The sequence below is a fragment of the Maribacter sp. C-4077 genome (assembly GCF_055378385.1).
Genome location: NZ_AP038807.1, coordinates 680,206 through 703,108 on the forward strand (window position 1 = coordinate 680,206; position 22,903 = coordinate 703,108).

The window sequence follows — 22,903 nt, forward strand, 5'->3', positions numbered from 1 at the left end:
CCCCAAAAAAAACCGACATGCATGCATATCGGTTTTTACATATTCTTGTTTTCCTTTTTTACTAGCCTCCGAAATCGTCGAATCGAATGTTTTCATCAGGAATACCAAAATCCTCGCCCATTTTCTGAACCGCTTTGTTCATTAGCGGGGGACCACAGAAGTAAAGTTCAATATCCTCGGGTGCCTCATGCTTACTCAAATAATTGTCGATCACACAATTGTGAATAAATCCAACGAAGCCGTCCCCTGGTGCATCGATATCTTCCTTGACCTTCCAATTATCCTCTTCCAAAGGCTCGGAAAGGGCTAAATAAAATTTGAAATTTGGGAACTCCTTTTCCAACTGGTAGAAATGGTCTAAGTAAAACAACTCTCGCTTAGACCTACCTCCATACCAATACGATACCTTTCTTTTTGTCTTCAATGTTTTGAAAAGGTGATATAAGTGGGAACGCATCGGGGCCATTCCTGCACCTCCACCAACATACAACATCTCGGCATCTGATTCATTTATGAAGAATTCTCCGTAAGGACCTGATATAATACAGTCGTCACCTGGCTTCAGGTTAAATATGTAAGATGAAGCAATCCCGGGATTTACATCCATCCAACCATTTTTATTGCGATCCCATGGCGGTGTGGCAATACGGACGTTCAGCATAATTTCGCGTCCTTCAGCCGGGTAGGAAGCCATTGAATAGGCCCTTTCTACCGTTTCCGGATTTTTCATCACCAAAGGCCATAGATTGAACTTATCCCATTCTGCCTTGAACTTATCAGGAGTTTCATGTTCCTCTGGGTGGGCCGTGATATCGATATCCGCATATTTGACTTCACACTCCGGAATCTCTATCTGAATATAACCACCAGCCTTATAATTCATATCTTCGGGAATCTCAACCACGAATTCCTTGATGAAAGAGGCAACATTGTAGTTTCTGACCACCTTGGCATTCCATTTCTTAATACCGAATACCTCCTCAGGTATGGTAATTTCCATATCCTGTTTTACCTTCACCTGACAGGCCAAACGGGCTCCATGATTCAGTTCCTTCTTTGAAAAATGAGGTGTCTCGGTCGGTAGTGCTTCACCTCCGCCGGATAGCACATGGCATTCACATTGAATACAAGTTCCACCACCACCACAAGCGGATGGTAAAAATATTTTCTGATTTCCCAATGTAGAAAGTAAAGAACTACCCGATCCCACTTCTATCTTTTTTTCACCATTGATTGTAATGGTTACGGGACCTGAAGGGGATAATTTTTCCTTGGTGAACAATAATAAAGCCACTAATATCATCAGTAGAATTAAAAAAGCGACTACTGTAATCAATATTGTTCCGCCTGTGCTTGCAGCTAAAATCATGCTAATTATTTTACGTCGTTATAGGAGATTTCCTTTTTGTCGATCTCAGAATTATTTTCAGTTACCTCTTGGTTGGTCACTTCATTTTCTTCGCTCTTTGGAGTTTCGATATTTACGGTTTCCTGAGCATCTTCGGCTGCGTCATCCCCACCGGTCAACATACCACCGAAACTTTGAAAACCAATTCCCATTAATCCGGTTATGATAAAGGTTATCCCCAATCCCCTCAATGGTGCTGGAACATTGGAATAACGGATTTTTTCACGGATGGCCGCGATGGCTAAAATGGCCAAAAACCAACCGATACCGGAGCTTAATCCGTAGTTAAACGCCAACCCAAAAGTTTCTATTTGCCTGGACTGCATAAAAAGTGATCCACCAAGTATGGCACAGTTTACAGCAATCAACGGCAAGAAAATTCCCAAGGAATTGTAAAGTGACGGTGAGAATTTTTCCACTACGATCTCCACAAGTTGTACCATGGTTGCAATGGTAGCAATGAACAAGATAAAGGAAAGAAAGCTTAGGTTATAATCAGCATACTCAGGTCCCAACCAGGCCAATGCTCCATCTTGTAATAAATATTTATCCAAGAGCCAGTTCATGGGAACCGTTACCGCAAGTACGAAAATGACCGCTGCCCCAAGACCTACGGCCGTGGCCACTTTTTTGGAAACCGCCAAATAGGAACACATCCCCAAGAATACGGCGAATACCATATTATCGATAAAAATGGACCTAAAAAATAATTCTATATGCTCTAACATAATATTGGGTGTAAGTGTATTCTTAATTCTCTTCTACCAATGCAGGATTTCTAGATCGCTGCACCCAGATAATAATTCCAACAACAATGAGGGCCGCAGGAGGGATAATCATGAATCCATTGTTTTCATAGCCAATGGAATAAAGACCGGTCTTTTCAATTGGATCTCCCAAAACTGGAAATCCAAATAAGGTTCCTGAGCCCAAAAGTTCCCTAAAGAAACCTACGATTACCAAAATAATTCCATAACCCAAGGAGTTCCCTATTCCATCCAAGAATGATCTCCATAGACCATTTCCCAAGGCAAAGGCTTCAAAACGTCCCATGATGATACAGTTGGTAATAATCAATCCTACAAAAACGGATAGTGTTTTACTTAGTGGATAAGCAAATGCCTTTAACACCTGATCCACTACGATTACCAAGGTGGCTACCACTATCAACTGTACGATAATTCTAATCTTGGAAGGGATTATATTTCTCATAGCCGAGATAACTACGTTCCCCACACCCAAAACGAACATAACCGCAATAGCCATAACCACGGAAGCCTTTAGTTCTGCGGTAATTGCCAAAGCCGAACAGATACCCAATACCTGAATAGTAATCGGGTTGTTATCCGCTAGGGGATCTTTTATAAGATTCGCATCCTTTTTTGATAAAAGTGCCATATTAATTGGTTCTAATAGTTTGTAAATAATCTTTGTATAGATTTACGGTCTCCTTAATCATAGCCGCAACTCCGTTGCCGGTAATGGTTGCACCTGCCAAAGCGTCTACTTCATTATCGTCCTTGTCATTGTTCAGGGGATCATTGTTTCCTTTGGCAACATTTATACCCGCATACCTAGTACCATCCATAATACTTTCACCTGAAAAGTCATCCATGAAATAGCGTTGGTTAATATTGGCTCCTAATCCGGGAGTCTCCCCTTTATGATCAAAGAATACCCCTTGAACTACCATTTCACTATCCAAGGCGATGTAACCCCAGATATCATCCCAAAGACCTTTTCCGTACATGGGAATCACATAAAATTTCCTTCCTTCCTTTTCACCGATAAACAATGGCAACTCCGGAGTTTGACCCTTTTTAGCCATGGCTAGTTGCTTTTTCATATCAATCAAATAAGCCTCCTTGTTTTCAACGACCTCATCCCCTTTGATAACAATTTGCTCGGTTATGTATTGGGAGAACTCACTCTCAACTTCATCTGTTGGGACAAAATTAACGCTTCCTTCGTCAGCATTTTCATTGACACCCATGGCATAGAGTATATTTTGCTGTTTCTCAAAACGCATATTTTCGTTGATCCTACCGCTTAATCCTGTAGCTAGAAAAGCAAGTATTGAACCTACAATGACCACCATGACCGAGGCAAAAACCACGGTGTACACATTTTTATCTGTATTTATTGCCATAATTAAACCGTTTCTACTTTTAATTCTTCAGCCTTACCGTCCGTATCTTTTGGTAGTACAACGGCATTCTTAAATCGCTTCATTCTTCTTTTTACGTTTGCCTGTACCACGTAGTGATCGATGGTCGGCGCGAACACGTTCATCAACAATATCGCCAAGAAGACACCTTCTGGATAGGCGGGATTGAAAACGCGAATCATTACAGATATAAAACCAATGAAGAAGCCATATATCCATTTACCGCGATTGGTTTGGGAACCTGTAACAGGGTCAGTGGCCATATAAACAATACCAAAAGCCAGACCGCCCACGATCAGATGCTTCCAAAATTCAAAGCTCATTAAACCATAAAACTTACTGGTTTCGGTAATCCAACCCATTTCGACCACTTGGTTGAAAATTAGACCCATAACCAAAGATCCAATTACGGCACTAAGCATTATCCTCCAGCTGGCAATCTTACTGAAAATCAAAAAGAGGCCTCCAATCAATATCAAAAGTGTGGAAGTTTCGCCAACAGAACCCGGAATAAAACCGAAAAACATATCGGACACTGAATAACTCACCTCGGCATTTTGGGCCAAGGAACCTAAGATTGTTTCACCTGAAATGGCATCCGGACCACCTGCTCGTTCCACGGCACCATGCACCCAAACCTTATCACCACTCATCCATGTAGGATACGCGAAAAACAGGAATGCGCGTATTGTTAGGGCAGGGTTCAAAATATTCATTCCGGTACCCCCAAATACTTCCTTGCCAATTACAACTCCAAAAACGACGGCAACGGCCAACATCCACAGCGGGGTATCAACGGGAACAATCAGGGGAACCAACATTCCGGTTACCAAATAACCCTCTTCGACCTCATGCCCTTTAATTACGGCAAAAATGAATTCCACAATAAGTCCTACCCCATAGGAAACAACGACCAAAGGCAAAACTTTGATTATGCCAATCCAGAAATTGTCCCATGTCAAAAAGTTTTCGAAAAAAGACAATGACCTTTGAGTTCCATTGGCCGCATCAATGGCTGCATAATGCTGATAGCCCGCGTTGAACATGGAAAACAGCAACACAGGAATAAGCGCCATTATCACAGTGTTCATGGTCCTCTTTAAGTCGTCAGCAGCCTTTACATGCGTACCGCCATGGGTAGTTTCATTGGGAGTGAACAAAAAAGTATGAAAGGCATTGAAAGCAGGCGCCATCTTTTTGCCTTGATACTTCATTTTCAACTCATGCATTTTACTTTTTAAACTCATATCTTATCCTATTTCTTTTTGCAATAAATCCAATCCTTCACGAATAATTTTTTGATGGGGTTGTTTGGAAATACAAATGAATTCAGTTAGAGAAAAATCCTCAGGTGCAACTTCATAAAGCCCCAATTGTTCCATTTCATCCAAATCCTTCACCATACATGCTTTTAGCAATTGTAGGGGAAAAATATCCATTGGAAAAACTTCCTCATATTGCCCTGTTACCACAAATGCCCTATGTTCACCATTAGTGTTTGTGGTCAAATCATATTTCTTTTTAGGCTGTAACCAAGAAAAAGTCAAGGCCCTGGTAGTTGAAACTTTATTAAACACAGGCTTGTTCCATCCGAACAACTCATAATCATTACCTTCCGGAATCACAGTAACCGTATTATTATAAAAACCTAAATGACCATCTGGGGCACTTTTGGATCCGGTTAGCACATCACCGTTAATGACTCTAAAGTTTTCATCGTTTACACCACTAGCATAGAGGAACGTAGAGATTTCAGCACCGATTTTAGTACTATAATATTTAGGAGATTTAACGGACGATCCAGCCAATGCCACGATTCTTTCCGCATTGAATTTACCCGTATTGAGATACTCCCCGATGATGACCAAATCTTGGGGAGAAACGGTCCAAACCAACTCGCCTTTGTTAATAGGGTCAATTTTGTTTATCTGTGTCCCGACCAATCCAGCAGGATGTGGGCCGGATACTGTATGTAATTCGATTCCTTTTAAACCCGACAATGGCGAATTTCCGGAAGCACCCACGGAAACATGTATTTTTCCGGGAGTAAGTTTACCTAAAGCAGTTATCGCTGTCTGCAACTCCTCCTCCTTGCCTTTCAAAACATAATCCAAATCAGCGGCCAATGGAGCCGTGGCATAGCCAGAAATAAAGATAGCTTTTGGAGTAGTGTTAGGGTCGGCTATAACATCATAGGGACGTTGTTTTACGAAAGGCCAACAGCCGGATTTCAATAAGGCAGCCTTAATATCTTGACCAGAGGCCTTTACCAGATCCAGTTTTTTGTGCTCAACAACTTCTTGGGTCTTATCGGCCAAAATCTTCAACCTGAGTATCCTTCTACGCGCGCCCCTCTCAATTTCCACCAATTCACCACTTACCGGAGAAACGAACAACATTTTCTCATTGGCTTTACTGTAGAACAATGGCTCTCCAGCTTTTACCTCGGCCCCTTCCTTCAACAACATTTTAGGAGTTATTCCGTGAAAATCATCAAGCTTTATTGCGTAAACATTGCTTAGGACGGCTTTTGAAGTAGACAACTCGGAAGCTCCTACCAAATTGATGTCCAGTCCTTTTTTAATTCGAATGTCTTTTGACATATTATTGTAGACCTTAGGTTAACAAAATTTGCTGCGAATTTACTACTAAATGAAAAGTTTTCATAATAATTAACCATAAATTAGGCATTCTATCGAGGTAAATTTTTTAGGCATCCTTTTTGTTTACCTTTAACCCAAATATTAATTGTTAAATGCGATTTTTCCTTAAACAAATAATTGTTGGCCTTCTCTGTATTCAAGGCGCGTTGGCCCAGATACAAGAGGAAATCAATCCCCCGGACCATATTAAGTCGGTCATATTTAGAGGACCTACGGACGATCAATTTCCTGTAGTTCAGATTGGGGAAACCCTTCGATTGGAATTCGATGACCTATTGGCAAACGAACAGGATTATTATTATAAAATAGTCCATTGTGATTATGACTGGACCCCATCGGACCTTCTTAAATCCCAATATCTGGACGGTATCGATAATCAACGAATCATAAATTACGAAAATAGCTACACAACGTTGGAGACCTATTCCAACTATCAGCTTACCATACCAAATGAAAATGTACGTTTAAGGGTTACCGGTAACTACCTAATCGAAATCTACAACAGTAGTTACGAGCTCCAATTCTCAAGAAGGTTCATGGTTTATAAGGATGTCGTAAAAGTTGGTGCCGAGGTAAAGCGTTCGCGGGATTTCAACTTTTTAAATGAAAAGCAGGTGGTTCATTTTAGGATCAATCCAGGTAATTTTCAATTGGTAAATCCAAAACAGGAAGTCAAAGTTGCCATTATCCAAAACAATTATTGGGAAAATGCCATCTACAATATAAAGCCACAGTTCACCTTGGGGGCTGAACTGGTGTACCGGTATGATCAGGAAACCGCATTTTTTGGGGGCAATGAATATTTGTTGTTCGACACCAGTGACCTAAGGGCCCCGAGTTCCCAAATCGCAAGAATAGAAATAGGGGATCGCCTTTACAATCATTATCTATTCAGTGACAATTTTAGGGCGAATGAACCCTACACCTACTTTCCGGATATCAACGGGGACTTTGTGGTTAGGACCTTGCAAGGGGACGATGCCTCTAGGGAAGCGGAATACACCAAGGTCCATTTCAGCCTACCATATACAGAAGCATTAGGACTTGACGATGTATACATTTTTGGGAAATTCAATAACTATGCCCTATCCGAGGAAAATAAAATGACCTACAACGAGAATAACGGAATGATGGAAGCCACCTTGATTTTGAAGCAAGGTTTTTACAATTATAAATACGTTACAAAAAACGAAGCTGGCAAAATAAATTTGAATACCGTTGGCGGAAATTTTCATTTTACGGAAAACAACTACATGATCTTGGTATATTACAGAAATTTTGGAGACCTTTACGATAGTATTATAGGAGTGGGCTCCGCAAATTCCAGAAACATCAGTAACTGATTTTATCGGGTCCCTGTAATCTAACATATTCCATGGAGACCAAACCAAGCGTTAATACAAAAGGGCGTTACCAGCTTCGGTACAGGGGAGTGGAATGCCTTAATTGTGGTCACCCTTTGGACATAAGCGATAAATACTGCCCACATTGCTCGCAGGCAAACAGCACTAAAAAACTAACCTTAAAGGATTTTTTCGAGGAGTTTTTTTCCAACATTATTTCCTACGACTCAAGACTACTTAGAACCCTAGCGGCTTTGCTTTTACGGCCCGGTAGGATTACCGCAGACTATATCATGGGCAAAAGGATGTCCTATACCAATCCATTTAGGTTTCTGTTAAGTTTGGCCATCATTTATTTTTTGCTCATTGGACTTTCGGGTAATTTTGATCAGTTGAACCGTTACGGTTCCAACTCCAAGGACTTGCCTATAAATTTTGGTAGTTCCATGGTAGAAGATTATGATTTTGGGGATAATGAGGCCGATAAAAAAGAAGTCATGGCCCAGCTGGATTCCCTGAACATAAATGGACTTATTTCGGAAAGGATTAGGATACGGGATTCCATCATTATGAAAGATCCAAAAAAGCAAGTGGAAGCGGCCAACCAGAAACCATTTTTTGAATCACTTTTTCGGAAACAGGAAATTTTCACAACGTTGATCGAGAAGGATACTTTTTACATATTTGAAGAAGCAAAGACAAAATATGGGTTAGAGGACACCTGGCACAATAATTTTTCCTTCAATACAGCGCAAAGTTTGATACGGGTAAAAAGACAGCCGGGGGCCTATATAAGTTCCGTTTTTTCCAAATTGCCTTTTACCACATTTTTCTTTTTACCGGTCTTCTCGCTCTTCATTTGGTTGGTATATATCAGAAAAAGATATACTTATACCGATCATTTAATCTTTAGTTTTCACAATCAATCATTGTTCTTTATCTTGCTCATTATTAGCTATATGATCGATGCCGTTTTTGGAATTGACACTAGTGCTATATTTATCCTGATTTTCGCCGTTTACCTCTATAAGGCAATGCGGAACTTTTACCAACAGGGCAGATTTAAAACTATTGTTAAATATATTTTCCTAAATACAATTTTCGTTATTTTAGCTGGTATAGGAGCTGCACTATTGTTTGCAGGTAGTATGTTTACCTATTAGATATTATGACAACACAAGTTACCAAAGGCATTAAGATTTCCGTTAAAACGAATTTTGAAGGTACTTTCTTCAAAAATTACAAGATGCATTATGCTTTTGGATATACCATTACCATCGAAAACCAGAGCAAGGATTCCGTTCAACTTACGTCACGCCATTGGAGAATCTATGACTCTTTGAACGATGTGGAAACCTTGGATGGTGAAGGGGTAATAGGGAAAAAACCTGTTATTAAACCCGGTGAGTCGCACACCTATAATTCGGGATGTCTTCTAACCTCCCCAATTGGAGCTATGAAGGGACATTACAACATGATAAACTTTACCACCACGGAAAATTTTAGGGTGTATATCCCAACATTCAAGTTTAGTGCCCCATTTGCCCTGAACTAAATAGGTTTTAACCTCAATTTAGTTTTTATAACAAACCCCTTTTAGTACTTTTGGTCAACTACTAATTTTAAAAATAAAAATTGACCATGGGCAAAGGATTTTTCCAAGTACCGGCCGCCATAAATGAGCCAATAAAAAGTTATGCTCCAGGAACTCCTGAGCGCGAACAGGTATTAAAGCAATACAAAACCTATTACACTAGCACGGTAGATATACCAATGTATATTGGCCCCAAGGAGGTGCGTACCGGAAACACCAAACCGATGTCGCCCCCACATGATCACCAACATATTTTGGGCAACTACCATCTTGCTGAAAAAAAACACGTTCAGGAAGCAATTTCCAACTGCCTAGAATCCAGGGAGGCTTGGGCAAACTTGACATGGGAGCAGCGTGCTGCGGTTTTCCTAAAAGCGGCCGAACTTATTGCAGGTCCTTATCGTGCAAAAATAAATGCCGCGACCATGTTGGCGCAATCAAAAACTATACATCAGGCCGAAATTGATTCGGCTTGCGAACTCATAGACTTTTTGAGATTCAATGTGGAATATATGTCACAGATCTACGAAGAGCAACCCTATTCGTCCGAAGGCATTTGGAACCGCGTGGAATATAGACCTCTCGAAGGATTCGTATATGCCATTACACCCTTCAACTTTACGGCAATTGCAGGAAATCTGCCCGCAAGTGCGGCCATGATGGGCAACGTGGTGGTATGGAAACCAAGTGACAGCCAAATATTTTCCGCAAAGGTCATCGTAGATGTATTCAAGGAAGCAGGACTACCGGATGGGGTAATCAACGTTGTCTACGGAGACCCGGTAATGATAACGGAAACGGTTTTGGCGAGTCCAGATTTTTCCGGCATTCATTTTACGGGATCAACTCATGTATTTAAGGAACTTTGGAAACAGATAGGAAACAATATTCATACCTACAAAACATACCCTAGAATTGTTGGCGAGACCGGCGGAAAGGACTTTATCATTGCGCATCCCACAGCAAAACCTCAACAAGTTGCCACGGCGATTACGCGGGGCGCTTTTGAATTTCAGGGGCAAAAATGTAGTGCGGCATCCAGGGTATACCTACCTAAATCCACGTCTAAAGAAATATTGGATTTGGTTAAAAAGGATGTGGCCTCTTTTAACAAACCAGGATCGCCCGAAGACATGGGGAACTTCATCACCGCTGTCATTCATGAAGCCTCATTTGATAAACTTGCCAAATACATTGACCAAGCAAAAAATGATAAAGAAGCGGAAATTATCGTTGGAGGTGGTTACGACAAATCTAAAGGCTACTTTATAGAACCGTCGGTTATTGTAACGACCGACCCACATTATACCACCATGGAGACCGAGCTTTTCGGGCCTGTGGTAACCGTTTATGTTTATGAGGATGCGGACTGGTCCAAAACGCTAAAGTTGGTAGATAGCACTTCTGAATATGCCCTAACGGGAGCCGTACTTTCACAAGACCGTTATGCGATTGACGAGGCTACCAAAGCCTTACAAAATTGTGCAGGGAATTTTTATATAAACGATAAACCTACGGGAGCGGTCGTGGGCCAACAACCTTTTGGTGGAGCAAGGGCATCCGGGACCAATGACAAGGCGGGCTCTGCTCAAAACCTATTGAGATGGGTATCCCCACGCCTGATAAAGGAGACTTTTGTGACCCCGGAAGATTATCGATATCCTTTTTTAGGTTAAGTGTCTGAATTTTAACAAGCTAAAGTTACAGTCACAAAGATTTTGATTACTTTTAAGGGTGTTCCCGGAAAATCCGGGAACACCCTTCACTTTTAAACAGCACTAAAATGAAAAAATTAATTTCAATACTCTGTCTGACAGGTTGCGTATTGGGTATCCAAGCACAGGAAAACCTAACACAAAATACCATTCAGGGATTGTTACAGGGAAATCAAGATCAAGTAATCCAGTTGGCGGAGGCCTTTTCTGAGGAACAATATGATTGGAGACCTATGGAGGGCGTTAATTCGGTAGCGGAAGCATTGCTCCATGTAGCTGGAGCCAACTATTTCATTGGGTCCAAGATGGGCTTTGCACCTCCAGAAGATGTCGATATTATGGGGCTGACCAAAATAACGGGTAAAGACAATATTATTACGGCCCTAAAAAAATCCAATGCATGGGTGTTGGACAAAGTAGGTGAAGTGGAAAGCGGTGAATTGGGAAATGAAGTTGATTTTGGGTTTATGAAAATGAACAAGTTAGGAGGTCTATTGATCATCATGGAACATAATGGAGAGCATAAGGGCCAACTTATTGCTTATGCAAGAACTAATGGCGTGGTGCCACCCTGGAGCGAATAATCTTTTTCACAAACTAAATTTAAAGCGCCTTACCGGCGCTTTTTTATTTCCAAAAACATCCAATTGAACAATTTCAATGTAAATTTAACGTTAATTAATTGTAAATTAAATGTATTTTGTAGAATTTTGAATGGATATGAACTTGATTTTCAGAACATATAAGCATTGTAGGATGTACATACTCTGTACTCGGATACATTATTGGAATCGGTTAAAGGAATATGCAAATAAAAGTCGGAAGGTTTATAAGACCATTTATAGTCTTTAGCCTTTAAATTTCATGGGAAGATATACGACCTTTTTGGTATCAAAAAAATCCTCCTCAAAATAATCAGTAAGGTCAAATATTTCAGCTGTGCGATAGCTTTCCAATTCCTCCTGTAAATCCCCTCCCTTCAGGTACAGAATACCGTTTCTTCTTTCATGTTGCGACTCCTTTTTTATTTTTCCCTTTACCCAATGTACGAACGTAGGCATGGCCGCGACCGCCCTACTGACTATAAAATCAAATTGATTTGGAACCTCCTCCACTCTTGAATTAACGGTTTGGACATTCGTGAGGCCAAGCCCCTCCACTACCTCATTGACGACCTTTATTTTTTTTCCGATAGAATCCACCAGGGTAAAATTCACTTCAGGAAATAAAATTGCCAAGGGAATACCCGGAAATCCACCCCCAGTACCTACATCCAAAATTTCAGATCCATCCTTAAATGTTTGGACTTTGGCAATCCCAAGCGAGTGGAGCACATGTCTTAGGTACAGTTCGTCAATATCCTTTCTAGAAACCACATTGATCTTTTGGTTCCAATCTTTGTAGAGCTCCTCTAATGAATTTATTTGTTTTTGCTGCTCTACTGTTAAATTGGGGAAATATTTAAAAATGGTTTCGGCTGTCATGCGTATATTTGTAGAATTAGAAAAAGAATACATTATTTTTTGCAAAGATTTCTATTTTGGGCAACCTACCCAACAAATAAAAATTTATTTGCTCGATTTTTTAAAAAAGATTATCGGTTATGGAGAACAAAACCATCAGATTTCCCCGAAGAGATTCAACACAATTTTTCAAGACCCTGAACGCTAGGGTCAATGATTATTTTAAGAACAACAAGATCAAGAAAACAGGCAACTGGAAATTGCACTTAAAGACCCTAGTAATGTTTACCCTATTCTTGGCTCCCTATTTCCTAATTTTAACCTTGGGACTACCAACTTGGGCCAATATATTGCTTACCATTGTCATGGGCGTTGGAATGGCCGGTGTGGGCATGAATGTAATGCATGACGGAAATCATGGGTCTTATTCCAATAAAAAATGGGTGAATAAAATCATGGGAAGTAGCATTTACATTCTTGCTGGCAACGTTTACAATTGGCAGGTGCAGCATAATGTGCTCCACCACACCTATACCAATATCCATGAACACGACGAGGATATGGAAGCAGGAAGGATATTGCGCTTCTCCAAACATGCGGAATGGAAGCGCTATCACAAGTTCCAACATTATTATTCCATCTTCCTTTATGGGTTATTGACCTTTAACTGGGCCATAACTACAGACTTTATGCAGATGTATCGATATATGAAGCGTAAACTTTCCTATGGCAAGTTGCCCAGCGCGACCATCAATTGGAGTACTTTGATAATCACCAAAATCCTTTATGTGACGATTTGGATCGTATTGCCTATGTTGATTTTGGACATCGCTTGGTGGAAAATCCTCATTGGATTCTTTCTGATGCATTATGTTGCAGGAGTAATTTTAAGTGTGGTTTTCCAATTGGCACATATCGTGGACCATGCCGATACGCCCCTACCCGATGATCACGGCACCATGAAAAACACCTGGGCCATCCACCAACTGTTTACAACCGTGAATTTTAGCACCAAAAATAGGATTGTAAATTGGTTCACCGGTGGTTTGAACCATCAAGTGGAACATCATATTTTCCCGAATATCAGTCACATCCATTACACAAAAATTTCAAAAATTGTGAAACAGACTGCAAGGGAATTTAATTTACCATATCACGAATATGAAACTACTAGAAAAGCTATAATTTCGCACTTCAAACATTTAAGGGAATTAGGCAAGCAGCCTACTTTACAGTACTAGTAATTTTATTGATATGAACAATCAACTTTCGGAAAGGATAAATAGCCTTACTCCTTCCGCTACACTTGAAATGGCCGCGAAAGCCCGTGAACTTAGGGCGGCTGGAAAAGATATTATCGGGTTGAGTTTAGGGGAACCTGACTTTAATACCCCGGAATACATCAAAGATGCCGCTATACAGGCAATCAACGACGATTACAATGCGTACACCCCGGTGGATGGATACGTGGAGCTAAAGAAGGCCATCATCACAAAATTTAAAAGAGACAATAATCTTACGTACGAACCCTCCCAAATCGTGGTTTCTACAGGAGCCAAACAATCCTTGTACAATGTTGCGCAAGCGATGATCAACAAGGGCGATGAAGTAATTCTACCCTGCCCCTACTGGGTCAGCTATGCGGATATTGTTCAGTTATCCGATGGTGTTCCAGTGGAAGTGCCAACTTCATTGGAGAACGATTTTAAAATGACCCCAGAGGAATTGGAAGCCGCCATTACGCCAAAAACCAAAATGCTCTGGTACAGTTCTCCTTGCAACCCTAGTGGTTCTATCTATAGTAAAGAGGAGTTGAGGGCATTGGCCGATGTACTTCAAAAATATCCACAGATTATTGTGGTCAGCGATGAAATTTACGAACACATAAACTACGGTGTTACCAAACACGCCTCCATGGCAGAATTCGAGGACATGTATGACCGTACCGTTACGGTAAACGGGGTAGCGAAAGCCTTCGCCATGACAGGATGGAGAATTGGATACATTGGAGCTCCTAGCTATATTGCCCGGGCGTGTAATAAATTACAAGGTCAGGTGACCAGTGGTGCCAACTGTATTGCGCAGAGGGCCGTAATAACCGCCTTGGAAGAATCTCCCGACCGAATTCAGTATATGGTGGATGAATTCAAAAAACGCAGAAAGCTGATTCTGGATTTGCTGAACGATATCCCAGGATTTAAATGCAATGAACCGGAAGGGGCATTTTATGTATACCCAGATGTAACCGCCTATTTTGGAAAAACCTTGAACGGAACAAAAATCAATAATGCTTCGGATTTTGCCATGTACTTATTGGAGAATGCAAATGTGGCCACGGTCACAGGTGACGCTTTTGGCAATGGAAACTGCATCAGGATTTCTTATGCGGCATCGGTCAAGGAAATAGAGGAAGCGATAGCAAGAATTAAAAAAGCACTTTTATAAATCTAACGAAAAGGATATTTACAAAAATCCCGCATTTTCATAATACGGGATTTTTGTTTTCAAAAGAGTTGATCAATAGTTTAAGTCCTTTTCCAAAAATAAGGATTCAATAATATCAAAACGGTAAAAAGTTCCAACCTACCGGCCAACATCAAAAACCCGCACCACCATTTTGCCAAAGCAGGCAGGCTATTAAAATTGCTAACGGGATTTAAACTGCCCAAGGCAGGACCCACATTGCCCAAGGATGAAGCCGACCCACCAATGGCCGATTCAAAATCAAGACCGAGCATCCCCAATACCAAGGCCCCAATAATGAACAACAGCATATACAGCACAAAAAAGCCAATGATATTGTAGACAATCTTTTCCTTTACCGTTTTGTTGTTGTACCGTACAGGGATGATGGCATTGCTGTGCAAGGTCCTTTTGAATTCCAATAGTCCATTCTTTATGATCAAAAGATGTCGCATGATTTTGATACCCCCGGATGTAGAACCTGCAGATCCTCCCATGAAGAACAAACCGAAAAAGAATATTGTCAAAAATGGGGTCCACTGGGTAAAGTCGGCACTAACGAATCCGGTTGTTGTTATAACGGAAATAACCTGGAACAGGGCATGCCTAATGGAACTTTCCGCTTTTCCAAGTACCATGGGATAACCCGGGGTATCCTGGGTAATATTAGCCTGAAAATAAATGACCCCAGCTACGACTATGGTGAATATCAAAATAGCGAGCGAATAATATTTCCATTCCTCATCCCTTAAAATTCGCTGCACCTTGCCCTTAAAGGCAAAGTAGCTCATTACAAAATTGCTTCCGGCCAAAAACATGAAAAGGATAATGATATACTGTATCAATGGCTGATCGTTCCAATACGCAATACTGGCGTTCTTGGTAGAGAAACCTCCTGTGGAAAGCGTTGCCAAGGCATGGTTGATAGCATCAAAGAAGGACATTCCAGCCAACTTCAAAAGTATAGTTTCCGCTATGGTATATCCCAAGTAGATCAACCACAACCTTTTTGCGGTATCCGTAATTCTTGGATGTAGTTTATCGGCACTAGGTCCGGGTGCTTCGGCCGAAAATAGCTGCATGCCTCCAATACCCAAAAGAGGCAAAATAGCTATGGCCAATACAATGATACCCATACCGCCGATCCAATGCGTAAGGCTTCGCCAAAAAAGGATTCCTTCTGGCATGGATTCAATATCATCCATGATAGAGGCCCCGGTAGTCGTATAGCCCGAAACCGTTTCAAAAAAGGCATTGGTAATATCTGGCACCGCACCGGAAAAAATATAGGGAAGCGTTCCTGAAATGGACATGACCAACCATCCAAAAGTAACTATGATATAGCCTTCCTTTTGCTTTACCTCTTTTCGGTGTCCCCTCGTGTAATACATGGCAAAAACCCCTACAAACATGGTTGCCACGGAAGCCAAGGTAATACTAAGGGTCGCCCCGTCATCGTAGATGCCACTTACCAAAGCGGCCAAAAGCATAAATCCGCCATTGCAAAGAAGCAATAGCCCCATCAGATGAAAAATAATTCTTGAATTCAAGCGCATGCTAGAGGAACATTCGTTCTATTTTAGGGATTTGCTCCGGATGGCAACAAACGACCACCCTGTCCCCAGCTTGGATCGTAAAACCACCCAAGGCAATGATTCCTTCACCGTCCCTTACCACACCACCAATCGTGGCATCTTTGGGAAAGTTCAATTCCCGGATGGTGGAACCGGTAACCTTGGAATCCTTTTTTACGATAAACTCCAAAATTTCCGCATTCAGGTTGTTCAAGCGCATCAAGGCCACGACTTCGCCCTTTCGTATATGACGGAAAATATTGTTGGCAGCCAAGAGTTTTTTGTTGATCAAGGTATCGATACCAATGGAATGGGACAGCTGAAAATAATCCATATTCTCCACCAAGGCGATGGTTTTCTTGATATGTTTGGATTTAGCCACCAAACAGGACATGATATTGGTTTCTGAATTTCCAGTTACCGCGATGAAGGCATCCATGGACTCCAGACTCTCCTCGTCCAACAACTCCACATTTCTTCCATCTCCATTGATGACCAAGGCATTGGGAAGGTCATCGGCCAAATCAAAGGCCTTTTCCTTGTTTTTTTCTATCAATTTAACATTAAAACGTTTGGAGCATAAATCCCGGGCTGTTTTGAACCCAACCTTACTCCCACCAAGAATCATAACGTTTTTAATTTCCTCCTTTTTCTTGCCAGTGAGCTTATAGAGCTCGTCCACCCCTTCCTTAACCGTTATAAAGTAGACCTGATCACCTTCCTTGAAATAGGTGTCACCACGTGGTATCACCGTATATTGTGTCCCCAGTCTTTGGAGGGCGATTGGCATGAAGTGTAATTCCGGAAATACCTTGGCAGCCTCCTTGACCATTTTACCAACAAAAGGTGCCGACTTGGGCAGGGATACCCCCACCATTATCAACTCCCCGTCTTCAAATTCGTAGGTGTCGTTAAATGCCGATTTGTTCAACAATAACTGAATCTCTGTAGCGGCGAGCTCTTCCGGAGAAATAAGCTCATCAATGCCCAATTGGGAAAATTTCAACAATTCCTTGTTATCAACGAACTCCGTATTGGAAATTCTGGCTATGGTTCTTTTACAGCCCAATTGTTTGGCCAACATACACAAGGTCAAATTCGTGGTCTCCGAAGATGTTACACCAATAACGAGCTCGGAATCCTGTACCGATGCATCCTTTAAAATTGAAATGGAAGTGGCATCGCCCCTGAGCACCCTAATGTCCAAATGGTTGTCCGCATATGCCAGACTTTCCTTATCAGTATCGATCAAAGTAATATTCTGGGATTCGTAGGAGAGTAATTTCGCCAAATGAAATCCAACCTCACCAGCTCCAGCAATTATTATTTTCATTTAAAATCTTAAGCTAGCTTCCCTGGAAACGTGTCTTCACCTCCAGGTCCTAACCCTCATTGGGTCAATAGCTATGTTCTACAAGTAAGTGAATTAATGGGTACAAAATTACATAATTTTATGAGGTTTCAATTTATTTTCAAGCTTTTAAGAAGGATTTAATCGATACCTAAACCAACCTTATTGTTAGTCCTAATGGCATTTAAAGAAAAAGAATCTCGGTCTTGAAACGGTATTGGATTTCCATGCGCTTCGACGCTACCAATGAATTCCGTAAAATTTGAAAGAACCTCTTGCTATATTGTATCTTTGCCCAAAAATTTGCAAATGGCCAAAAAGGTTACCCCATATAAGGACTCCAACTTAGGGAAAAAAGAACAGGTCACTAAGATGTTCGATACCATTTCTACGGATTATGATGGCCTAAACCGCGTAATTTCCTTTGGTATAGATGTAAAATGGCGAAAAAAGGTAGTGGCTATTCTAAAGGAGGAAGCTCCCAAAACCATTTTGGATATTGCAACAGGAACCGGGGATCTTGCGATAGCCATGGTAAAAACGGGGGCAAAAAAAATTGTGGGTTTGGATATTTCCCCAGGCATGCTTGCGGTTGGAGAAAAAAAAATCAAGGAAAAAAACCTATCCCCCATTATTGATATGGTGGTGGGCGACAGTGAAAACCTGAGCTTCGAAACCAATTCCTTTGATGCCGTAACCGTCTCCTTTGGGGTCCGTAATTTCGAAAACCTTGAAAAGGGTCTGGCCGAAATCCTGCGTGTTTTACGACCTGGTGGGACTTTGGTTATTCTCGAAACGTCTATACCTACCAGAACACCTTACAAACAAGGGTATAAAATTTACTGTAAATACATACTTCCTTTGATAGGAAAACTGTTTTCAAAAGACAATTCCGCGTACGGCTACCTCAGCGAATCTGCAGCCGCCTTTCCCCATGGAGAAAACTTCAACAATATTTTACGGGAAATCGGGTTTATAGATGTAGCGAACAAACCTCAAACTTTTGGCGTATCGTCAATTTACATCGCCAAAAAACAAGGGTAGCACAACGATTGACATTTGAGTAAATGAAAAAATGGTTTTTCACATGTTTGGGTGTACTAATATTGACCCCGGCCCTTTATGGCCAGTTCAATGAAAATCCCGTACTAAATAAGGAGAACGAAGATAAAAAATTCCTGAACTGGGGATATTTTTTAGGTTTGAACCAGTATGACTTCAAGTTTGAATACGAGGACGATTTGGGGTTCGATGCCAACGGCAAGGATCTTACCAACGTACAAGTTGCCAAGTCATTGGGATTCAACGTAGGATTAATTGGGGAAATGCGTATTAACGAATTTCTGGACGTACGGTTGGAACCGGGCCTTCACTATACTTCAAGACTTTTAGGTTTTCCCTCCCCATTATTGGAAGAAGAAAGGGATGCACTTAGAGAGGTAAAATCGACCTACATAAACTTTCCGTTACTTTTAAAAGTAAGCACCCGAAGACTAGGTAACTGGAAACCGTTTTTAATAGGTGGTGGTTCAGCGTCCCTAAATTTGGGTAGTAACGAAGCTAGCTTGGACGATAACCTTTCCCGTACCTTTAGAATGACCAAATGGGTCTATAATTATGAGTTGGGCTTTGGTATCGATTTCTATCTGGAGTATTTTAAATTCAGCCCGTCCATAAGAGGGGTATTTGCACTTACCGATGAATTGATAAGGGACAACGATCCCAACAGCCCCTGGACCGGGAATATCGCCTCCATGAAATCCCGAGGCATCTTTATCAATTTCACCTTTGAATAGAGGTGGATAAGTTTGCTACTTGCGTTTAATTTCATTCAAAAATATGGCCGTGGCAGTGGCCACGTTCAAACTTTCGGTGGTTTTTTTCCCGAATTGCGGAATACTAACTTCATAATCACACAACTTTCGAACGGTATCTGAAATACCGTTTCCTTCATTTCCAAGAATCAGGATGCCATTTTCCGGCAATTTTGTTTTATGGATATTTTCACCTTCCATGAAAGTGCCGTATATAGGTACTTTGGTAGCGTTTAGAAAGTTTGTCAAGTCCGTATAAAAAATAGTGACGCGGGCAATGGAGCCCATGGTGGCCTGCAACACCTTTGGATTATAGCAATCTACGGTCTCTTTGGAACAAATGAGGTTCTCAATCCCGAACCAATCGCACAACCTGATGATAGTACCTAAATTTCCGGGGTCTTGTACACCATCCAAAACGACCGTCCACCCATCCACCTTTAAATCGGTAGTTATTTTCTTATGGAAAACCCCCAAAACCCCGTTCGGATTTTTTAAACTGCTGATCTGCTTCAGTTCCTTCATGGATATAGGTGCTACTTCAAAAGCCTTTGCTCCTTGCAATTCTTGTCCAGTCGTAAAGATATTATAGGCCTTAAATCCAGACTCCAAAAGTTCCTCCACCGCCTTTTTACCTTCCATCACAAAAAGGCCATTTTCATTTCGGTATTTTTTTTGCTGTAGGTTTTTTATAAGTTTCAATTCACTTTTTACAACCATTCAAATGATGTATTTTTGATTTCTATGAAGACGGTAGCATGCTATAAATACCACATAGCTAAAATAAGCTTAATCTTGCTACTGGCAATAGGTTCCACATCCTGTAATTCGCTCAAAAAGGTTGAGGAAGACGAGTATCTGATCGTGAAAAACACCATCTTGGTGGATTCTGTGAAGGTAACGAACGAGGACGTTCAAAGTCTCATTTATCAGAAGACCAATACCGCTATTTTAGGATATCCCTTGCGACTGAACCTCTATAACCTGGCAAAGGAAAATCCGGATTCCCTTTATCAGGCTTGGCTCAACAAAAAACCGAATAGGGAGAAGCGACTTGAGAAACTGCTCTCCAAAAAACAAGTGGACCGATTGGGCGAGTCCTTTCTGGTAAAGGGTCTAAGTTTATGGCTCAAGGATGTGGGCGAGGCCCCGGTAATTTTGGACACCACCCAAACCAGACGAAGTTTGGAACGGCTGAGTGCCTTCTACAACAGCAAAGGGTATTTTAACAACAGTACCACCTACCTCATTGATTCCACGAACGGAAAAAGAAAGGTGGCGGTAGATTATAGGATCAATTTGGGTAAGCCTTATTACATCGATTCCCTTTCCAATGATATTTCCTCAAAAGCGATCGATTCCCTTTATTTTTTACATGCTGATGCATCCCTGGTGAAGAAAGGCGAACAATTTGACCTCAACAATTTTACCCTGGAGCGGGAACGTTTGACGGGCATTTTTAGGAACAGTGGCATTAGAAATTTTCAGGAAAGTTCCATCACATTTGATATTGAAAGGGATACCGTAAGGGCATCGGACGATCAAAAGATGAATATCAATCTCAATATTGGCGATTTAAGGAGACGGGGCGAAAATCAGGTTACCACATCGGAATATAAGGTAGAGAAAATCAACAAAATCAATGTTTTTACGAATTTCTTATCGAGTGTGGACAGTGCCCCCTTGGATTCCGTTCAATACGAGGACCTGAATATTTACTACTCCGGAAAATTCAAAATCAGGCCAAAGACCCTGGCCGATGCCATTTTCTTTGAAAAAGACAGTATCTATAGGGATCTGGACAAGATCAGAACATCCAGACAGCTGAACAGTCTTAACATTTTTAAATATCCCAATATTATTTTTGAGGAGGACAGTATCCAAAATTTGGTCAACACCATTATCTATCTCGCACCAAAATCAAAATATTCCTTGGGCACGAATTTTGAAGTGAGCCGGTCGAATTTACGTCGCATCGGTGTGGGTATGGGTGCCTCTTTGTTGATACGGAACATTTTTAAAGGCGCGGAAAATTTAAGTATTTCTGCCGATGGCACCTTTGGCCTTTTAAGTACCGATATTTTCCCCGATGATTTTTTCTCCGAAATCGGTGGGGACATTTCCCTCGATTTCCCAAGAATATGGTTTCCGTTTGTAAACAAGACCAACCTAATACCCGATTATTCCCTACCAAAAACAAGAATTTCAGTGGGAACCAGTTTTCAAAAAAATATTGGTTTGGACAAACAAACCCTGAATGCCATCTTGGGTTACAATTGGTCCCCCAACGATTTTAAAAAACACGCCGTTGAACTATTGAATATCCAGTTCGTTAGAAATGTGAACCGGGATCGTTTTTTTGATGTGTACAGAACAACCTACAATCAACTAAATGCAATAGCGGCCGATTCCGATGTTGTCAATCCAGATTATTTTGATGAGAACGATAACCTCTCCACCGTAACCACGAGCACTAATGATACCATTGGTACTTCCAGCTTTATAAGGGACGTAATTTCAGGTGAAATAAACGATCTCAACCAAGAACAAATTGGCGATGTGAGAAGTATCGCAGAGCGGGAACAACGGTTAACGGAAAACAACCTAATTTTCACCACCAACTATACCTTCAATAAGAATAACCGAAATGGTATTTTGGATAACAATTTTTATCAGTTCCGATTCAAGGTTGAAAGTGCCGGGAACTTACTCTCCGGTTTTTCCAATTTTATCCCTTTTAATGAAAATGATGATGGACAACTTTTGGTTTTTAACGTACCCTTTTCACAGTATATAAAGACCGAGTTCGACTATGTGAAATATTGGGACCTGTCCCGTTCCAATGTATTGGCGGCCAGAACCTTTTTTGGTATCGCTATCCCCTATGGAAATTCGGACAACATACCCTTTGTGCGTAGTTATTTTGCCGGAGGCTCGAACGACAACAGGGCCTGGTTCCCCTATTCCTTAGGGCCGGGGCGTACGTCTGCCCTAAATGACTTTAATGAAGCTAATTTAAAATTGGCCTTAAACCTGGAGTATCGGTTTCCACTTTTTGGCGATTTAAACGGCGCCTTATTTGCGGATGCCGGAAATATCTGGAATGTTTTTGACGATGTGGAAAACGAGGATGCCACCTTTAACGGACTGGAATCCTTACGGGATATTGCCTTGGGCTCGGGTTTTGGGCTACGCTATGATTTCACCTACTTTTTATTCCGGTTAGACCTTGGATTCAAGACCTATAATCCCGCTGAAATTCCTTCAAAAAGATGGTTTCGCGATTATAATTTTGCCAATTCAGTTTTGCAAATTGGCATAAACTATCCCTTCTAAGTATATTTGTTT

General features: G+C 41.2%; 20 protein-coding genes. 10 read left to right on the forward strand and 10 right to left on the reverse strand.

Annotated elements, in window-relative coordinates; translation table 11 throughout:
• Positions 1 to 61: 61 nt before the first annotated feature.
• The 6 genes from nqrF to ACZ41C_RS03080 are packed head-to-tail and all read right to left on the reverse strand — an operon-like array spanning position 62 to position 6,178.
• On the reverse strand, positions 62 to 1,369 hold the full coding sequence (gene nqrF, locus ACZ41C_RS03055; protein WP_138259380.1) for an NADH:ubiquinone reductase (Na(+)-transporting) subunit F: 1,308 nt from the start codon (positions 1,367 to 1,369) through the stop codon (positions 62 to 64).
• A gap of 5 nt (positions 1,370 to 1,374) precedes the next feature.
• Positions 1,375 to 2,136 carry an NADH:ubiquinone reductase (Na(+)-transporting) subunit E gene (nqrE, locus tag ACZ41C_RS03060; protein ID WP_464564243.1) on the reverse strand — a complete coding sequence of 254 codons (762 nt, stop codon included), beginning with the start codon at positions 2,134 to 2,136 and terminating at the stop codon, positions 1,375 to 1,377.
• A 22-nt stretch (positions 2,137 to 2,158) separates the two neighbouring features.
• On the reverse strand, positions 2,159 to 2,806 hold the full coding sequence (locus ACZ41C_RS03065) for an NADH:ubiquinone reductase (Na(+)-transporting) subunit D (protein ID WP_138259378.1): 648 nt from the start codon (positions 2,804 to 2,806) through the stop codon (positions 2,159 to 2,161).
• Position 2,807: 1 nt separating this feature from the next.
• Positions 2,808 to 3,557, reverse strand: a complete 750-nt coding sequence (locus ACZ41C_RS03070) for a Na(+)-translocating NADH-quinone reductase subunit C (protein ID WP_464564245.1) — start codon at positions 3,555 to 3,557, stop codon at positions 2,808 to 2,810.
• Positions 3,558 to 3,559: 2 nt separating this feature from the next.
• Entirely contained in the window at positions 3,560 to 4,822 is a 1,263-nt protein-coding gene (locus ACZ41C_RS03075) for an NADH:ubiquinone reductase (Na(+)-transporting) subunit B (protein WP_464564247.1), read from the reverse strand.
• A 3-nt stretch (positions 4,823 to 4,825) separates the two neighbouring features.
• Positions 4,826 to 6,178: a Na(+)-translocating NADH-quinone reductase subunit A gene (locus ACZ41C_RS03080; protein WP_464564249.1), complete on the reverse strand. Its 1,353-nt coding sequence runs from the start codon at positions 6,176 to 6,178 to the stop codon at positions 4,826 to 4,828.
• A 152-nt stretch (positions 6,179 to 6,330) separates the two neighbouring features.
• Between ACZ41C_RS03080 and ACZ41C_RS03085 the strand changes: the two genes are divergently transcribed.
• The 5 genes from ACZ41C_RS03085 to ACZ41C_RS03105 all read left to right on the forward strand — a co-directional run bounded on the left by ACZ41C_RS03085 (position 6,331) and on the right by ACZ41C_RS03105 (position 11,474).
• A complete protein-coding gene (locus ACZ41C_RS03085; protein ID WP_138259374.1) occupies positions 6,331 to 7,581 on the forward strand; it encodes a type IX secretion system plug protein in 1,251 nt (416 codons plus the stop codon).
• Positions 7,582 to 7,613: 32 nt separating this feature from the next.
• A complete protein-coding gene (locus tag ACZ41C_RS03090) occupies positions 7,614 to 8,744 on the forward strand; it encodes a DUF3667 domain-containing protein (RefSeq protein ID WP_154920669.1) in 1,131 nt (376 codons plus the stop codon).
• A gap of 5 nt (positions 8,745 to 8,749) precedes the next feature.
• Complete coding sequence (apaG, locus tag ACZ41C_RS03095) at positions 8,750 to 9,136, forward strand: Co2+/Mg2+ efflux protein ApaG (protein WP_138259372.1); 387 nt, start codon at positions 8,750 to 8,752, stop codon at positions 9,134 to 9,136.
• 86 nt (positions 9,137 to 9,222) lie between these two features.
• Positions 9,223 to 10,851, forward strand: a complete 1,629-nt coding sequence (gene pruA, locus ACZ41C_RS03100) for an L-glutamate gamma-semialdehyde dehydrogenase (protein ID WP_138259371.1) — start codon at positions 9,223 to 9,225, stop codon at positions 10,849 to 10,851.
• 107 nt (positions 10,852 to 10,958) lie between these two features.
• Positions 10,959 to 11,474, forward strand: coding sequence for a DinB family protein (locus ACZ41C_RS03105; RefSeq protein ID WP_464564252.1), 516 nt, complete (start codon positions 10,959 to 10,961; stop codon positions 11,472 to 11,474).
• 264 nt (positions 11,475 to 11,738) lie between these two features.
• On the opposite strand, the gene rsmG is transcribed toward ACZ41C_RS03105, so the two are convergent.
• Positions 11,739 to 12,374: a 16S rRNA (guanine(527)-N(7))-methyltransferase RsmG gene (gene rsmG, locus ACZ41C_RS03110; protein ID WP_464564254.1), complete on the reverse strand. Its 636-nt coding sequence runs from the start codon at positions 12,372 to 12,374 to the stop codon at positions 11,739 to 11,741.
• Positions 12,375 to 12,493: 119 nt separating this feature from the next.
• Here rsmG and ACZ41C_RS03115 point away from each other — a divergent pair, with 119 nt between their 5' ends.
• Both ACZ41C_RS03115 and ACZ41C_RS03120 read left to right on the forward strand, forming a co-directional pair.
• Positions 12,494 to 13,594, forward strand: a complete 1,101-nt coding sequence (locus tag ACZ41C_RS03115) for a fatty acid desaturase family protein (RefSeq protein WP_138259368.1) — start codon at positions 12,494 to 12,496, stop codon at positions 13,592 to 13,594.
• Positions 13,595 to 13,607: 13 nt separating this feature from the next.
• Positions 13,608 to 14,798, forward strand: coding sequence for a pyridoxal phosphate-dependent aminotransferase (locus ACZ41C_RS03120; protein WP_464564256.1), 1,191 nt, complete (start codon positions 13,608 to 13,610; stop codon positions 14,796 to 14,798).
• Between the two features lie 80 nt (positions 14,799 to 14,878).
• Here the strand turns inward: ACZ41C_RS03120 and ACZ41C_RS03125 are convergent, their stop codons facing one another.
• Entirely contained in the window at positions 14,879 to 16,372 is a 1,494-nt protein-coding gene (locus tag ACZ41C_RS03125; RefSeq protein WP_464564258.1) for a TrkH family potassium uptake protein, read from the reverse strand.
• A 1-nt stretch (position 16,373) separates the two neighbouring features.
• Complete coding sequence (trkA, locus tag ACZ41C_RS03130; protein ID WP_154920665.1) at positions 16,374 to 17,723, reverse strand: Trk system potassium transporter TrkA; 1,350 nt, start codon at positions 17,721 to 17,723, stop codon at positions 16,374 to 16,376.
• 264 nt (positions 17,724 to 17,987) lie between these two features.
• On the opposite strand from trkA, the gene ubiE reads away from it, so the two are divergent.
• Positions 17,988 to 18,785 (forward strand): bifunctional demethylmenaquinone methyltransferase/2-methoxy-6-polyprenyl-1,4-benzoquinol methylase UbiE, encoded by a 798-nt coding sequence (ubiE, locus tag ACZ41C_RS03135; protein ID WP_464564260.1) that lies wholly within the window; start codon positions 17,988 to 17,990, stop codon positions 18,783 to 18,785.
• Positions 18,786 to 18,808: 23 nt separating this feature from the next.
• A complete protein-coding gene (porT, locus tag ACZ41C_RS03140) occupies positions 18,809 to 19,537 on the forward strand; it encodes a type IX secretion/gliding motility protein PorT/SprT (RefSeq protein WP_464564262.1) in 729 nt (242 codons plus the stop codon).
• 15 nt (positions 19,538 to 19,552) lie between these two features.
• Here the strand turns inward: porT and ACZ41C_RS03145 are convergent, their stop codons facing one another.
• On the reverse strand, positions 19,553 to 20,275 hold the full coding sequence (locus tag ACZ41C_RS03145) for a TrmH family RNA methyltransferase (protein WP_464564264.1): 723 nt from the start codon (positions 20,273 to 20,275) through the stop codon (positions 19,553 to 19,555).
• 75 nt (positions 20,276 to 20,350) lie between these two features.
• On the opposite strand from ACZ41C_RS03145, the gene tamL reads away from it, so the two are divergent.
• Entirely contained in the window at positions 20,351 to 22,891 is a 2,541-nt protein-coding gene (gene tamL, locus ACZ41C_RS03150; protein WP_464564266.1) for a translocation and assembly module lipoprotein TamL, read from the forward strand.
• Positions 22,892 to 22,903 lie beyond the last annotated feature (12 nt).